14 protein-coding genes are annotated in these 13,648 nt (G+C 75.4%); 5 read left to right on the plus strand and 9 right to left on the minus strand.

What is annotated here, in order from left to right; translation table 11 throughout:
- Positions 1-32 precede the first annotated feature (32 nt).
- Entirely contained in the window at positions 33-509 is a 477-nt protein-coding gene (locus ACQPX6_RS23070) for an SDR family NAD(P)-dependent oxidoreductase (protein WP_433782753.1), read from the plus strand.
- Positions 449-877, plus strand: a complete 429-nt coding sequence (locus tag ACQPX6_RS23075) for an SDR family NAD(P)-dependent oxidoreductase (RefSeq protein ID WP_433782754.1) — start codon at positions 449-451, stop codon at positions 875-877. Before ACQPX6_RS23070 ends, ACQPX6_RS23075 begins: the two co-directional genes overlap by 61 nt.
- 7 nt (positions 878-884) lie before the next feature.
- Here the strand turns inward: ACQPX6_RS23075 and ACQPX6_RS23080 are convergent, their stop codons facing one another.
- From ACQPX6_RS23080 to lon, 5 genes are all read right to left on the minus strand, one after another.
- On the minus strand, positions 885-2,375 hold the full coding sequence (locus tag ACQPX6_RS23080) for a PP2C family protein-serine/threonine phosphatase (RefSeq protein ID WP_433782755.1): 1,491 nt from the start codon (positions 2,373-2,375) through the stop codon (positions 885-887).
- Positions 2,376-2,508: 133 nt separating this feature from the next.
- Positions 2,509-3,144 (minus strand): maleylpyruvate isomerase family mycothiol-dependent enzyme, encoded by a 636-nt coding sequence (locus ACQPX6_RS23085; protein ID WP_433782756.1) that lies wholly within the window; start codon positions 3,142-3,144, stop codon positions 2,509-2,511.
- A 58-nt stretch (positions 3,145-3,202) separates the two neighbouring features.
- Positions 3,203-4,021 (minus strand): alpha/beta fold hydrolase, encoded by an 819-nt coding sequence (locus ACQPX6_RS23090; protein ID WP_433782758.1) that lies wholly within the window; start codon positions 4,019-4,021, stop codon positions 3,203-3,205.
- A 55-nt stretch (positions 4,022-4,076) separates the two neighbouring features.
- Positions 4,077-4,376 (minus strand): winged helix-turn-helix transcriptional regulator, encoded by a 300-nt coding sequence (locus tag ACQPX6_RS23095; protein WP_433782759.1) that lies wholly within the window; start codon positions 4,374-4,376, stop codon positions 4,077-4,079.
- Positions 4,377-4,395: 19 nt separating this feature from the next.
- On the minus strand, positions 4,396-6,708 hold the full coding sequence (gene lon / locus ACQPX6_RS23100) for an endopeptidase La (RefSeq protein WP_433782761.1): 2,313 nt from the start codon (positions 6,706-6,708) through the stop codon (positions 4,396-4,398).
- A gap of 206 nt (positions 6,709-6,914) precedes the next feature.
- On the opposite strand from lon, the gene ACQPX6_RS23105 reads away from it, so the two are divergent.
- The 3 genes from ACQPX6_RS23105 to ACQPX6_RS23115 are packed head-to-tail and all read left to right on the plus strand — an operon-like array spanning position 6,915 to position 9,487.
- Complete coding sequence (locus tag ACQPX6_RS23105; protein ID WP_433788333.1) at positions 6,915-7,175, plus strand: DUF6247 family protein; 261 nt, start codon at positions 6,915-6,917, stop codon at positions 7,173-7,175.
- Positions 7,176-7,197: 22 nt separating this feature from the next.
- On the plus strand, positions 7,198-8,358 hold the full coding sequence (locus tag ACQPX6_RS23110; protein WP_433782762.1) for a CaiB/BaiF CoA transferase family protein: 1,161 nt from the start codon (positions 7,198-7,200) through the stop codon (positions 8,356-8,358).
- A gap of 55 nt (positions 8,359-8,413) precedes the next feature.
- A complete protein-coding gene (locus ACQPX6_RS23115; RefSeq protein WP_433782763.1) occupies positions 8,414-9,487 on the plus strand; it encodes an SDR family oxidoreductase in 1,074 nt (357 codons plus the stop codon).
- Here ACQPX6_RS23115 and ACQPX6_RS23120 read toward each other — a convergent pair.
- From ACQPX6_RS23120 to ACQPX6_RS23135, 4 genes are all read right to left on the minus strand, one after another.
- Positions 9,474-10,358, minus strand: a complete 885-nt coding sequence (locus tag ACQPX6_RS23120) for a DMT family transporter (RefSeq protein WP_433782764.1) — start codon at positions 10,356-10,358, stop codon at positions 9,474-9,476. The genes ACQPX6_RS23115 and ACQPX6_RS23120 overlap by 14 nt on opposite strands.
- A 9-nt stretch (positions 10,359-10,367) precedes the next feature.
- Positions 10,368-11,378: a KPN_02809 family neutral zinc metallopeptidase gene (gene ypfJ / locus ACQPX6_RS23125; RefSeq protein ID WP_433782766.1), complete on the minus strand. Its 1,011-nt coding sequence runs from the start codon at positions 11,376-11,378 to the stop codon at positions 10,368-10,370.
- Positions 11,379-11,462: 84 nt separating this feature from the next.
- Positions 11,463-12,674, minus strand: coding sequence for a cytochrome P450 (locus ACQPX6_RS23130; RefSeq protein WP_433782767.1), 1,212 nt, complete (start codon positions 12,672-12,674; stop codon positions 11,463-11,465).
- A gap of 10 nt (positions 12,675-12,684) precedes the next feature.
- Positions 12,685-13,635 carry a PDR/VanB family oxidoreductase gene (locus ACQPX6_RS23135; RefSeq protein ID WP_433782769.1) on the minus strand — a complete coding sequence of 317 codons (951 nt, stop codon included), beginning with the start codon at positions 13,633-13,635 and terminating at the stop codon, positions 12,685-12,687.
- Between the last annotated feature and the right edge of the window lie 13 nt (positions 13,636-13,648).

The raw sequence follows: 13,648 nt of genomic DNA on the forward strand, positions 1-13,648 counted from the left end.
CCCCACCACCGGCCGGTCCCGAGGAGGACGACGTGCCCGCTCGCCCCCGCCTGCCCCTCGCGGGCCGCACCGTCGTGGTCACCGGCGCGGCCAAGGGGATCGGCGCCGCGACCGCGCGGATCGCCCATGCCCGCGGCGCGACGGTGGCGGCGCTCGACGTCGACGGGGTCGGCGCCCAGCGCCTCGCGCACGACCTCGGCGCCCGGGCCCTCGGCGTGCAGGCCGACGTCCGCGACGCCGAGGCGCTGGACGCCGCCGTCGCCCGCGTCCGCGCCGACCTGGGCGGCGTCGACGTGCTCGTGGCCAACGCGGGCGTGGCGCCGCCGACCACCACCGTGCTGGCGATCGACCCCGCCGAGTTCGAGCGCACCGTCGAGATCGACCTGCTCGGGCAGTGGCGCACGATCCGCGCCGCCCTGCCCGAGTCGTCGCCCGCCGCGGCCACGTGGTGGCGATCAGCTCGATCTACGCCTTCTTCAACGGCGTGCTCAACGCCTCGTACGCGGTGAGCAAGGCGGGCCTCGAGGCGCTGGTGCGGGCGCTGCGGGCCGAGCTCGCGCCGCACGGCGCGACGGCGGGCGTCGCCTACTTCGGGTTCGTCGACACCGACCTGGTCGACGAGGCCTTCGCGCGCCCGCAGGTCGCGACCTTCCGGCGGTCGCTGCCGGCGTTCCTCACCCGCCCCATCCCGGTCGAGGTCGCGGCCCGGGCGCTGGTCGACGGCGTCGAGGCCCGCGCACCGCGGGTCACCGCCCCCGCCTGGGTCCGGCCGGCGCTCGCGCTGCGCGGGCTCACCGACCCGCTCGCGGACCGGGTGATCGCCCACCGGGCGGCGCCGGCGGTCCGGCAGGCCGAGGCGTCGGAGGACGGGGCCTGAGCCGCGCCTAGGTCGCCCGGCCCCGGCGCGGGACGGCGCGGATGACCAGCAGCGCGGTGTCGTCCAGCGCTGCACCGGCGGCGTGGGCGTCGACGGCCTCGAGCACCGCGCCGGCGGTGACGTGCCCGTCGGCGGCGGGGTCGAGGCCGGCCACGACGTCGAGGAGCCCCTCCATCTCGAACTCGCGGCCGCCGACGGGGCGGGCCTCGGTGACGCCGTCGGTGAACAGCAGGACGCGGTCGCCGAGGTCCAGGGTCACGCGCTCGAGGGCGATGCGCGGCTCCGCGCGCACCCCCAGCGCGCGCCCGCCCGCCTGCAGCGCGGTGATCGAGCCGTCGCGGCGCTGCACCACGCCCGGGGGGTGTCCCGCGCTCGCCACGAGGATCTCGAGCCCCTCGGCGTCGGCGCGCGGACCCATGGCGGCGTAGACCGCGGTGACGAAGCTCGGGCGCTGGTCGAACCACACGTGCAGCACGCCGTGCAGGGCGGTGAGCACGGCGACCGGGTCGTCGTCGGTGTGCCCGAGCGCGCGCACGGTGGAGCGGGCCAGCGCGGTGGTGCGCGCGGCCTTCGGGCCCTTGCCGCACACGTCGCCGACCACCGCGCCCCAGCCGCCCGGGCTGGGGAAGAGGTCGTAGAAGTCGCCGAGCACCGACGCGCCCGTCCCGGGCCGGTAGCGGGCGGCCACCTCGACGCCGGGGAAGTCCGGGAGCCGCGCGGGCAGCAGGCTCTCGCGCAGCGTGGAGGCGAGCTCCTCGGCCTCGGCCGCGTGCTGCTCCGCGAGCCGGGCCAGCCGCTGGGCCTCGGCGGCGAGCTGGTCGGACGTCGCGGCCTGCACGCTGGCCGAGCGGGCCTGCTCGCGGTAGTACCGGGCGGCGGCGCCGGCCTCCTGCGCCTGCTCGCCGGCCTCCCGGGCCTGGCGGTCGGCCTCCTGGGCCACGTGGTCCGACGCCGCGGCGCGCTGCGCGGCCGCGGACCGGTCGGCGCGCGAGTCGGCGAGCGCGACGCGCAGCGCGACCTCCCCGGTGGCCGCCTGGGCCAGGGTCGCCAGCACGTCGCGCTGGTGGGGCGACCAGGGCCGCGCACGCGAGTCGATCGCGCCCAGCACGCCGATCACGACGCCCGCGGGGTCGCGGATCGGGTAGCCGGCCCACGCGCCCGCGCCCCAGGTGGGGGCGTCCACGGCGTCGCGCGAGCGGGGATCGGCGTCCACGTCGTCGACGCACACCGGCTCGTCGTCGGCCACGACGGCACCGCAGAGGGCCTGCGCGACGGGCAGGTCGCCGCCGTGGACGCCCCGCGAGACCCCGAGCCCGTGCACGCTGCGCAGGAGGAGACGGTCGTCGTCGGCGAGCCAGACGACCCCGATCGGCGCGCCCGTCAGCGACGTCGCGAGCCGCGCGAGGCGGTCGAAGCCGGCGTCCGCGTCCGCGTCGAGCAGTCGCGCCCGCGACACCGCCCGTTCCGGGGCGTCGAGCGCCCTCGTCCTGCTCGCCACCCGCCGCTCCCCCCGCACCGCTCACGCGTGTGCACACCGGAGGACCCGGTGGTGCCCAACCATTCTGCCGTCGATCGGGCGCCACCGACACCTCGGGACCCCGGCCTGGCGTGTCCGGCCGGTGTCGTCCGCCTCAGCGCCCGGTCGCCAGCACGGCGACCCCCGGCCCCGTGAGCTCCCCGGACGCCACCGGACGGCCGGACACGGCGAGCAGGAGCGCCAGTGCGCTGCCCCGGACGTCGGAGCCCTCGGGACCTCCGCCCAGGGACAGGTCGGCGTCGGTGGCGGTCAGACGGACATGCGTCGCCGCCTCCTTCGCCCCGCCGAACGACGCCGGCGTGCGCACCTGGAGCCGCAGGGCCCGCCCGACCGCCTCGGCCGGGTAGGCGCGCCGCAGACCGAGGGGCCGGCGGACGTCCTCGCCGTGCACGACCTCCTCGACGAGGCGGCTGTCCCGCGGCCCCGGCGGGGTCGAGGTGCGACGGGCGACCGCGCGCAGCCGGTCGAGGGTCTGCGCCGGGGTCGTGCCGCGCTCGCGCGTCACCCCGTGAGCGTTCTGCCGATCGAAGTCGAAGCCCGCGCGGGCCATCGCCACGACGAAGCCGAGGCGGGTGGTTCGGGCGCTGTGCACGAGGTGGGCGACGACGTCGTGCACGCTCCACCCGGGACAGAGCGAGGGCTCGTCCCACCGCGCCGCGTCGACGCCCTCGAGGTCGGCGATCAGCGCCGCGCGCTCCTCGTGCACCATCGCCCAGACGTCGTCTCCCACGGTTCCCTCCCTGTGGTCCGGATGCTCTCACCGGTGGGACGGGCGGCGGGACCGGAACTCATCGCGGCTCGGCCGACCCGGCCAGGAACGGCAGCAGGCGGGCGTGGACGGTCTCCCGGTCGGTGACGTAGATGCCGTGGCCGGCGTCGGGCAGCTCGACGAGCTCGGCGTGCCGGAGCAGCTCCGCGGTGGGTCGTCCGGTGATCTCCAGGGGCGCCGAGGCGTCGGCCGTGCCGTGGAACAGCAGCACCGGCACGTCGACCGCCGTGACGTCGGCGGTGAGGTCGGTGAGGGCCACCGCACGCAGGCACGGGATCTGCACCTCGAGCGGTGTGGCGAGGATGGTGCGCACGCCGTCGTCGACCAGCTCCTGCGACACCCAGGCGCCCGAGCCCTGCCGGGCGAAGTAGGCGGGTGCGCCGGCGCGGAACCACCCCGGGCGGTCGCGGCGCAGGTCGGCGATCACGGCCTCGACGGCCCCGGCCCCGGCCGCGCCGGCGAAGTGCGGCGTCATGGTCCCGAGCAGCGCGACGCGGGCGATGCGCCCGGCACCGTGCCGGGCCAGCAGCCGGACGGTCTCGCAGGTGCCCATCGAGTGGGCGACGACCCCGACGTCGCGGACGTCGAGGTGCTCGAGGAGCTGGTGGAGGTCATCGGCCAGCGTCGTCAGGTCGTAGCCGCCGCGGGAGGGCGCGGAGCGCCCGTGCCCGCGCCGGTCGGGCGCGAGCACGCGGAAGCCGGCCTCGAGCAGCGCGTCGACCTGGTACTCCCACATCTCCGCGGAGAGCGACCAGGCGTGGACGAGCTGGACGACGGGGCCGGTGCCGAGGTCCTTGTAGTGGATCGTGGTGCCGTCGGTGGTCTCGAAGGTGGGCATGCGTCGAGCCCACCACCGGGGCGCGGCGGGGGCGATGACCTCCGAGGTCAGGTGGTCAGCGCGGCCGGTGCGGGCGGCTGCAGGTGGTCAGCGCCTCCAGCAGCGGGGCCAGCCGGTGCCCCTCGGCCGAGAGCTCGTACTCGGTGCGCGGCGGCCGGGTGTCGAGCACACGGCGCACGAGCAGCCCCGCCGCCTCGAGGTCGGCCAGGCGCGCCGCGAGGGTCGCGGGCGGCACCTGGCCGAGGGCCTGCTCGAACTCCGAGAACCGGGCCGCCCCGAGGTGCGCGGCGTAGAGCACCGAGAGCGACCAGCGTCGCTCCAGCAGTGCCGTCAGCGCGCGCACCTCGGGCGGCACCGGTCCTCGTGAGCACATCTCAGGCGGCCACCTGCAGCGCCTCGACGGGCTCCAGGGCCACGTCGAGGACCTCGGTGATCGTCATCGACGGGTGGAACTCCAGCTGCGCGGCCACGTCGGCGGGGACGTCGTCGAGGTCGGCGCGGTTGCGCTCCGGGACGACGATCTGCGTCAGGCCCGCCGCGTGCGCGGCCAGCACCTTCTGCTTCACCCCGCCGATCGGCAGGACCCGGCCCTGCAGCGTCAGCTCACCGGTCATGGCGACGGTGTGGCGCACCGGTCGCCCGGTCAGCAGCGACACCAGCGCCGTGGCCATGGTGACGCCGGCCGACGGCCCGTCCTTCGGGATCGCGCCCGCGGGGACGTGCACGTGGAACGACCGTCCCTCGAACGCGTCCTCGGCGATGCCCAGCTCCGCGGCGTGCGAGCGCACCCACGACAGGGCGATCCGGGCCGACTCCTTCATGACGTCGCCGAGCTGGCCGGTCAGGACCAGGCCCTCGGTGCCGACCATCGAGGCGGCCTCGATGAACAGGACGTCGCCGCCCGCGCCGGTCACGGCCATGCCGGTCGCGACGCCGGGCACCGCGGTCCGCTCGACGGCCTCGGTGAAGAACCGCTGCCGGCCGAGGTGCTCGCGCACGACGTCGGTGTCGACGACGACCGGACCCGAGCCCGACGCGATCCGCGTGGCGATCTTGCGGGTCAGCTTGCCCAGCGAGCGGTCGAGCTGACGGACGCCGGACTCGCGGGTGTACTCGGACACCACGAGCCGGAGCGCCGCCTCGTCGGCGGTCACGTCGTCGGCGGTGAGGCCGGCGCTGGTGACCTGTCGCGGCAGCAGGTGGTCGCGCGCGATGGCGACCTTCTCCTCGACGGTGTAGCCGTCGAAGGAGATGACCTCCATGCGGTCGAGCAGCGGGCCCGGGATCGTGTCGAGCTGGTTGGCCGTCGCCAGGAACACCACCTGCGAGAGGTCGATCTCGACGTCGAGGTAGTGGTCGCGGAACGCGTGGTTCTGCGCCGGGTCCAGCACCTCCAGCAGCGCGGCGGACGGGTCGCCGCGCCAGTCGGCGCCAACCTTGTCCACCTCGTCGAGCAGGATCACCGGGTTCATCGTGCCCGCGTCGCGCAGGGTCCGCACCAGGCGGCCGGGCAGGGCGCCGACGTAGGTGCGCCGGTGGCCGCGGATCTCGGCCTCGTCGCGGACGCCGCCCAGCGACATCCGGACGAACTCGCGGTTCATCGCGCGGGCCACCGACTCGCCGATCGAGGTCTTGCCGGTGCCGGGCGGTCCCACCAGCGTGAGGATCGTTCCCTGGCCAGAATTGGACCCCGGCTTGTCGCCCTCGACGCCCCGGTCGCGGCGCAGCTTGCGCACGGCCAGGTACTCGACGATGCGGTCCTTCACGTCCTCGAGGCCGGTGTGGTCGGCGTCGAGCACGGTCCGTGCCGCGGTCGGGTCGAGCTGCTCGTCCGAGGCCTTCGCCCACGGCAGGGCCAGCAGCCAGTCGAGGTAGGTCCGGATCATCGAGGACTCGCCGGACTGCTCGCCGGTGCGCTCCAGGCGGGCGAGCTCGCGCTCGGCCTGCTCGCGCACGTGGTCGGGCATGCCCGCCGCCTCGATCTTGGCGCGGTAGCCGTCGGGCCCGTCGGCAGCGTCGTCGGAGCCCTCGCCGAGCTCCTTGCGGATCGCCTCGAGCTGACGGCGCAGCACGTACTCGCGCTGCTGCTTCGCCGCGCCGGACTCGACGTCCTCGCGCAGCGACTTGCGGACCTGCATCTCGGCGAGCCGCTCGCGCTGCAGGCGCACGGCGAGCTCCAGGCGCTCGCGCACGTCCAGCGTCTCGAGCAGGCTCACCTTCTCGTCGTAGGGAATCTCCGGCGACCAGCCGGCGGTGTCCGCCAGCGCGCCGGGCTCGTCGATGCCGCGCAGGAACGCGGCCACGCGGCCGTCGTCCTCGCGCAGTTCGAGGATCTCGTCCACCACCACGCGGTACGTGCTCTCCAGCTCGCGGATGCGCCCGTCGCGCTCGGTGCTGTCCGGGTGGGGCGTCACGTCGACGCGCAGGTGTCCTGCGTCGTCGGCGCTGCCCGTCCCGGCCTTCCCGCGGTGCACGCCGGTCAGCTGCACGGCGGTGACGCCGTTCGGCAGCCGGGTGCGGCCCGTGACGTCGGCGACGGTGCCGACGCCGGCGAAGTGCCCGTCGTGGCGCGGGACGAGCAGCACCTGCTCGCCCTCCTCGGCGCCGACCTCGGCGGCCGGGACCACGACGGTCATGCCCGGGAAGATCACGTTGTCGTCGACGGGGACCAGCAGCAGGTCGGTCATCTCGTCACCCCATCACTCGTACTCGGTAGCAGCTACAAGCATTGAAGTGGCTACGGATATTCCGGCGTCGCCGAGCGACGGTCCGCGACCCCGTTCGCTGTCGGGGGATCCCGTTGTCCTCGCCGCCATGACGGCTGCCGCACACCGCGACCGGGCTCCGCACCCGCTCGTCCGGGGGGGCCTCGCCCGCGGTCGTCCGGCAGTGGCTGCTCCCGCGCGGCGCGGAGCGGTTCGTGGCCGAGTACGAGGCCGCCCTCGACGACGCCCGCTCCTCCCTGGAGCTCGGAGGGGTCCACGACGTCGTCGACGCTGGCGCCGCATCGCGGTCCTGCAGACCGATCCCGACGCCTATCGGCGCACGATCCGCCGTGCGGCCGAGCTCGCGACCGGCGAGCCGTCACCCGAGGACGAGCCCCTCGAGGTCACCGGCGCCAAGGCCGGCGTGTAGCCCTACGGTCGGGCCATGACCACGGCTCCTCCCCGCGGCCGATGAACCCACTCCCCCTCGAGGGCATCACCGTCGTCGCGCTCGAGCAGGCCGTGGCCGGGCCGCTGGCCACGCGTCACCTCGCCGACCTCGGCGCCCGCGTCATCAAGATCGAGAAGCCGGGCGAGGGCGACTTCGCGCGGCACTACGACGAGGCCGTGCGCGGCCTGGCGACCCACTTCGTGTGGCTCAACCGCGGCAAGGAGTCGCTCGAGGTCGACCTCAAGACCGACGAGGGCCGCGAGGTCGTCACGGCCCTGCTCGCCCGCGCCGACGTCTTCCTGCACAACACCGCGCCGGGCGCGCTCGCCCGCCTCGGCCTGGAGCCCGCCACGCTGCGCGCCGCCGACCCGCGTCTGGTCACGCTCGCCATCTCCGGCTACGGCACCAGCGGGCCGCGCCGCGACCGCAAGGCCTACGACATGCTCGTGCAGGCCGAGGCGGGGATGGTCGCGGTCACCGGCACCCCGGACACCCCGACCAAGACCGGCGTGCCCAACGCCGACATCGCCGCCGGCTGCTACGCCGCGATGTCGGTGCTCTCCGCCCTGTTCCGCCGCGAGCGCACCGGCGAGGGCGCGGAGATCGACGTGTCGATGTTCGACGCCGCGGTGGAGTGGATGGGCCACCCGCTGCTCATGCAGCTCTACGGCGGCCGGCAGGTGCCGCGGATGGGCCTGTCCCACGCCGCCATCGCCCCGTACGACGCCTACCCCACCCGCGACGGCCAGGTGCTCGTCGGCGTGCAGAACGACCGCGGCTGGCGAGCCCTGGTCACCGAGGTGTTCGGTGCGCCGGAGCACGCCGACGACCCGCGGTTCGCCACCAACGTCGCCCGCGTCGAGCACCGCGCCGCGCTGGACGCGCTCGTCGCGTGCCACACCCGCCGGTTCACCACCGCCGAGCTCGACGCGCGCCTCGCCGCCGCCGGCATCCCCGCCGCCCAGGTCAACGGCACCGCCGACGTCCTCGAGCACCCCCAGCTCGTCGAGCGCGGCCGCTGGCGCCCGGTGGCCAGCGAGGTCGGCGAGCTGCGCGGCACCCTGCCGCCGATGGTGTTCGACGACGTCGAGCTGCCGATGGGCGCGATCCCGGCGCTCGGCGAGCACACCGCGGCGATCCTCGCCGAGCTCGGGCTGGCGGGTCGCCCGCGTCACGAGTGAACGGACCGGTGAGTGAGTACTCCTCCCGGACCGCCCATCCCGCGAGGAGGACCCCGTGCCCGCCCTGGACCGCCCGCTCGTCGTCGGCGTGACCGGCATCGCCGGCCACGCCCTCGCCACCCGTCTCGTCCCGCGCGGAGGGACCGTGCTCGGGCTCTCGCGCCGCAGCACCTCGTCGGTGTCCGGCGTCGAGTCGCTGCAGGCCGACCTCACCGACCCCGACGCCCTGGCGCGGACGCTGGCCGGCACCCGCCCCACCGCGGTGTTCCTCACCGCCTGGGCCCGCCAGGACAGCGAGGAGGAGAACATCCGGGTCAACGGCGCGATGGTGCGCGACGTCCTGGAGGCGGCGTGCGCGGACGGCACCGTCGAGCACGTCGCGCTGACGACCGGGCTCAAGCACTACCTCGGCCCGTTCGAGGCCTACGGCCAGGGCGAAATCCCGGAGACGCCGTTCCGCGAGGACAGCCCCCGCGTCGACGCTCCGAACTTCTACTACGCGCAGGAGGACGAGCTGTTCGCCGCCGCCGAGCGGCACGGGTTCGGCTGGAGCGTGCACCGCGCGCACACCATGGTCGGCTACGCGGTCGGCAACGCGATGAACATCGCGTCCACCCTCGGCGCCTACGCCGCCCTGTGCCGCGAGACCGGCCGCGCCTTCCGCTTCCCCGGCTCGGCCCAGCAGTGGCACGGGCTGACCGACATGACCGACGCCGGCCAGCTCGCCGAGCAGATGCTCTGGGCGGCGACCACGCCCGCGGCGCGTGACGAGCCGTTCAACGTCGTCAACGGCGACGTCTTCCGCTGGCGGTGGATGTGGTCGCGGCTCGCCGAGCTGCTCGACGTCACGCCCGAGGGCTTCGACGGCGACCCCGCTCCGCTCGAGGGACAGATGGCGGCCATGGGGCAGGCGTGGGAGCGCCTCGCGGAGCGCGAGGGCCTGCGCGAGACGCGCCTCGACCACGTCGCGTCGGCGTGGCACACCGACGGCGACCTCGGCCGGGACATCGAGTGCGTCACGGACATGAGCAAGGCCCGGCTGGCGGGCTTCACGGGCTACGTCCGCACGCTGGACTCGTTCGCACGCGCCTTCGAGGTCCTGCGCGAGGAGCGGGTCATCCCCCGCTGACCCCGCTGCCCCCGTCGGCCTCCCCGGCGACGGCGGGCAGGGCGACCCGGCTCAGGACGACCGTGCCCGCCACGATCCCCGCGACGCCGGCCGCGGCGCCGAGGAGCCACACGTCGACGACGACGCGCTCCCCGAACACCACGAACCCCCACACGATCGCGACCAGGGGGTTGGCGAGCGTGATGCCGGGCTGGGCCCAGATCAGGTCGCCGGCCTGCAGCGCCTGCTGGAGGAACACGAACGACACGGTGCCGCCGACGAGGACGCCGTAGGTCTGCCACGCCGTCAGCAGGCCCGACCAGCCCTCGATCCACACCGGGCCCAGCGCGGCCAGCAGGGCGGCGTTGTAGCCGTAGGTGACCCCGGTGGCGATCCCGAACCACAGGGCACGCCGCCGCGATCTGCCGGCGCGGCCCAGGAGCACGAGCGCGGCGAGCAGCACCAGCACGACGGCGGTGCCGACGAGCCATGCCGTCGAGGACGTCGCCCCCGGGTCGCCGCCCTCGGGGACGAGGCAGAAGAGGAACACCGCCACACCGCCCGCCATCGCCGCGATCGCCACCCAGGCGCGGCGGCCCATCGGTGTCCGCAGGACCAGCGCGCTCAGCACCAGGGTCAGCGGCAGCTCGACGACCAGCACGGGCTGCACGACCGTGATCAGCGTCAGACCGAGTGCCACCCCCTGCAGGACGAACCCCAGGACGTGCGCGGCGACGCCCGCCGACCAGGCCGGGCGGCGCAGGAGGTTCACGAGCGCCTGCCAGCGGCCGGCTGCCGGATCGTGGTGACGGGACGCCGAGCGCTGCAGCACCGAGCCGACCGCGTTGCTCGCGGCGGCGGCGATCGCCACCAGCACCCCGGTCAGGAGCACGCCGGAACCTCATCCCAGGTCGTTCGTGCGGAACGTGTTGCAGCGGGTGGGGTCCCCACTCGTGAAGCCCGTACTCAGCCACCGCTTGCGCTGCGCCGAGGTGCCGTGGGTGAACGAGTCCGGGTCGACGGTGCCGCCGCCGAGCTGGCCCTGGATGTAGTCGTCGCCGATGCGCTGGGCGGCGTCGACCGCGGTTTCGAGGTCGGCCTGCGTGACGTCGGTGATGAACGCGGGGCGCCCGTTCACCGGCTGCGACGCGTGGTTCATCCACACCCCGGCGTAGCAGTCGGCCTGCAGCTCGAGGCGCACCGCGTCCGACGCGGCGCCCTGCCGCGTGCGCACGGCGGCCTCGGTGCCGAGCAGGTCCTGGACGTGGTGGCCGTATTCGTGGGCGAGCACGTAGGCGTTGGCCAGTGGCCCGCCCTGCGCCCCGAACTGCTGGCGCAGCTGGTCGTAGAAGGTCAGGTCGATGTAGACGAGGTCGTCGGCCGGGCAGTAGAAGGGCCCGGCGCTGGAGTCGGCGCTGCCGCAGCGGGTGTTCACCGCGCCGGTGAAGAAGACCGTGTCGACGTTGGTGTAGCGCGGCTGCGCGCCGCGCACGGTGCGGGCGACCGTGACGTATCCCCCGCTCGACCAGTACGCCTGGATCGAGTTGATGTCCGCGACGATCGCGCAGTCGGGGTTGGTGTTGGCGTCGGCGCCGGTGCGGCACTCGCTCGCGAGCTCCGACGCGCCCGCCTGCGACGGCCCGCCCGGCTCGCCGAACCCGCGCGCGACCGGTGACGACGTGCCACCGCCGAGGAACTGGACGGCGAAGAAGCCGACGACGACCACGAGGATCAGGACCCAGCTGACCTTGCCGCTGCGCCCGCGGAAGAGCAGCCCGAGCAGCAGCGGCAGCAGGCCGCCACCCCCGCCGCCTCCGAAGCCGCCACCCCCGAAGCCGCCGGAGCCGCCGCCCTGGCCCCGCTGGTCGGTGACCTCGGACGTGTCGAGCTGGGCGTCGTCGTCGTAGCGCATCCGGTGCCTCTCGGGTGGGCGTGTCCCGGACCATCCTCGCCCAGCGCCCTCGACGGCACACCTCCGCCCGGCGGCCGACACCGGTCAGCGGACGTGGAGCCGCATCGGCAGCGAGCCCCAGGCGCGCAGGGTGTTGTTGTGGTGGCGCTCGGGCTCGCCGGCGAGCTCGAGGCGCTCGACGCGGCGCGCCAGGGCGCCCAGCAGGGCCTCCGCCTCGAGCCGGGCGACGTGCTGGCCGACGCACTGGTGCAGGCCCATGCCGAAGCCGACGTGCCCCGACGGGTCGCGGGCGAGGTCGAAGGTGTCCGGGTCGTCCCAGTGGCGCGGGTCGCGGTTGGCGGCGCCGAGCAGCATGAGGATCTTGTGGCCCTCGGGCACCACGGCGCCGCTGATCGGCACGTCGACGTCGGCGGTGCGGAAGAACGTCTGCACCGGCGACTCCCACCGCACGGCCTCGTCGAAGGCCACCCGGGCGAGGTCGGGGCGGGCGCGCAGCCGGTCCCACTGCCCGGGGTTGGAGGCCAGGGCGTAGAGGCAGGCGCCGAGCCCGTGCACGGTGGTGTCGACGCCGGCGGTGAGCAGGGAACGCACGATCAGCGGGGCCTGCGCCGGGGTGATGTCGCCGCGGTCGGACGCCGCCCAGATCGCCGCCCCGAACCCGTCGTCGGTGAGCACGTCGCGGGCGCACTGCGACGCGACCCACGCGGAGAGCTCGGCGACGCGCGGCGCGCCCTTCGCCACGAGGTCGTTGGCGGGGCCGAAGGCGTTGAACGCGTGGTCGCCGTAGGGCAGCAGATGCTCGCGACCCTCGGTCGGCAGGCCCACGGCGTCGGGGAACACGCGCAACGGGAACGCCTCGGCCAGCGCGGCGACGGCGTCGAGCTCCACGGTGTCCCCGGCGCCGTCGAGCAGCCCCGCGACGAGGTCGTCGGCGTCGCCGCACCACCGCTCGCGCAGCCGGCGCAGGGCGCGCGGCGACAGGATCGGGGCGAGCACCGCGCGCGGCGCGTCGTGGTGCGGCGGGTCGGCCTCGAGCAGCAGCGACGGCGGGCGCCAGGGCTCCTCGTACCGGAAGTTCGACAGGCCCACCCCGGCGCTCGACGGGAAGCGCTGCCAGTCGACGAGCGTCGCGCGCACCTCGTCGTAGCGGGCCACGGCGTAGAGGTCGTAGCGCGGGATCCACGCCACCGGGCCCGCGTCGCGCAGCGCGGCCTGCACGGGCAGCGGGTCGGCGAGGACCTCGTGGGAGAAGGGGTCGACGTCGACGGTGGGGATGGCCGGGGCGGTGGTGGTCATCGTGGATCTCCTAGAGGTCCAGCACGAGGCGGTCGGTGCACGACCGGGACACGCACGGGAACATGCAGTCGCCCGCGGCGCGCTCGTGGTCGGCGAGGATCGAGTCGCGGTGGTCGGGGACGCCCGCGAGCACCGAGGTCTCGCACGTGCCGCAGACGCCCTGCTCGCACGAGGACAGCGCCGTGGCCCCGGCGCCGCGGGCGGCGGCGAGCACCGAGAGCTGCGGCGGCACGGTGATCGTCGTGCCGGTGCGCGCCAGCTCGACCTCGAACGGCTCGTCGCGCACGGGCGCGCCCAGCTCGGCGGCGGCGAAGCGCTCGGTGCGCAGCCGGTGCGGCGGCCAGTGCGCCGTCGCGTCGGCGATGGCGTCCAACAGGGGTCCGGGACCGCAGCAGTAGACGACGGTGTCCTCGCGGGGCTCCGCCAGCCAGGCCGCGAGGGGCAGCAGGCCCGCCTCGTCCTGGGGATGCAGGTGCACGCGGTCGCCGTGGCGGGCGAGCTCGTCGAGGAACGCCATCGACGACCGGCGGCGGCCGCCGTAGAGCAGCGCCCAGTCCGCCCCGATCAGGTCGGCCTGGTGGACCATCGGCAGCAGGGGCGTGATGCCGATGCCGCCGGCGACGAACAGGTAGCGCGGCGAGGGCACCATCGCGAAGTCGTTGCGCGGCCCACCGAAGGCCACGACGTCGCCCACCGCGAGCTCGTCGTGGACGTGCGCCGACCCGCCGCGGCCGTCGATCTCGCGCAGCACGCCGACCCGGTAGGAGTGCGCGTCCCAGCGGTCGCCGCACAGCGAGTACTGCCGGGTCGCGCCGGTCGCGAGGGTCACGTCGATGTGCGCGCCCGGCGCCCAGTCCGGCAGGCGGCCCCCGTCGGGCCGGGCCAGCCCCAGCGTCACCACGCCGTCGGCGACGACCTCCTTGGCCGTCACCACCAGCTGGTCGCCCTGCGCGTCCCCCACGTCGGCCTCCTCG

It is taken from the genome of Actinomycetospora sp. CA-101289 (assembly GCF_050955895.1).
GTDB lineage: Bacteria > Actinomycetota > Actinomycetes > Mycobacteriales > Pseudonocardiaceae > Actinomycetospora.

Coding starts and splice junctions, on each gene's coding strand:
- ACQPX6_RS23090 (WP_433782758.1), bottom strand. CDS start 4,021: ATGCCCACCTTCGAGACCACCGACGGCACCACGATCCACTACAAGGAC.
- ACQPX6_RS23130 (WP_433782767.1), bottom strand. CDS start 12,674: ATGACCACCACCGCCCCGGCCATCCCCACCGTCGACGTCGACCCCTTC.
- ACQPX6_RS23110 (WP_433782762.1), top strand. CDS start 7,198: ATGAACCCACTCCCCCTCGAGGGCATCACCGTCGTCGCGCTCGAGCAG.
- lon (WP_433782761.1), bottom strand. CDS start 6,708: ATGACCGACCTGCTGCTGGTCCCCGTCGACGACAACGTGATCTTCCCG.
- ypfJ (WP_433782766.1), bottom strand. CDS start 11,378: ATGCGCTACGACGACGACGCCCAGCTCGACACGTCCGAGGTCACCGAC.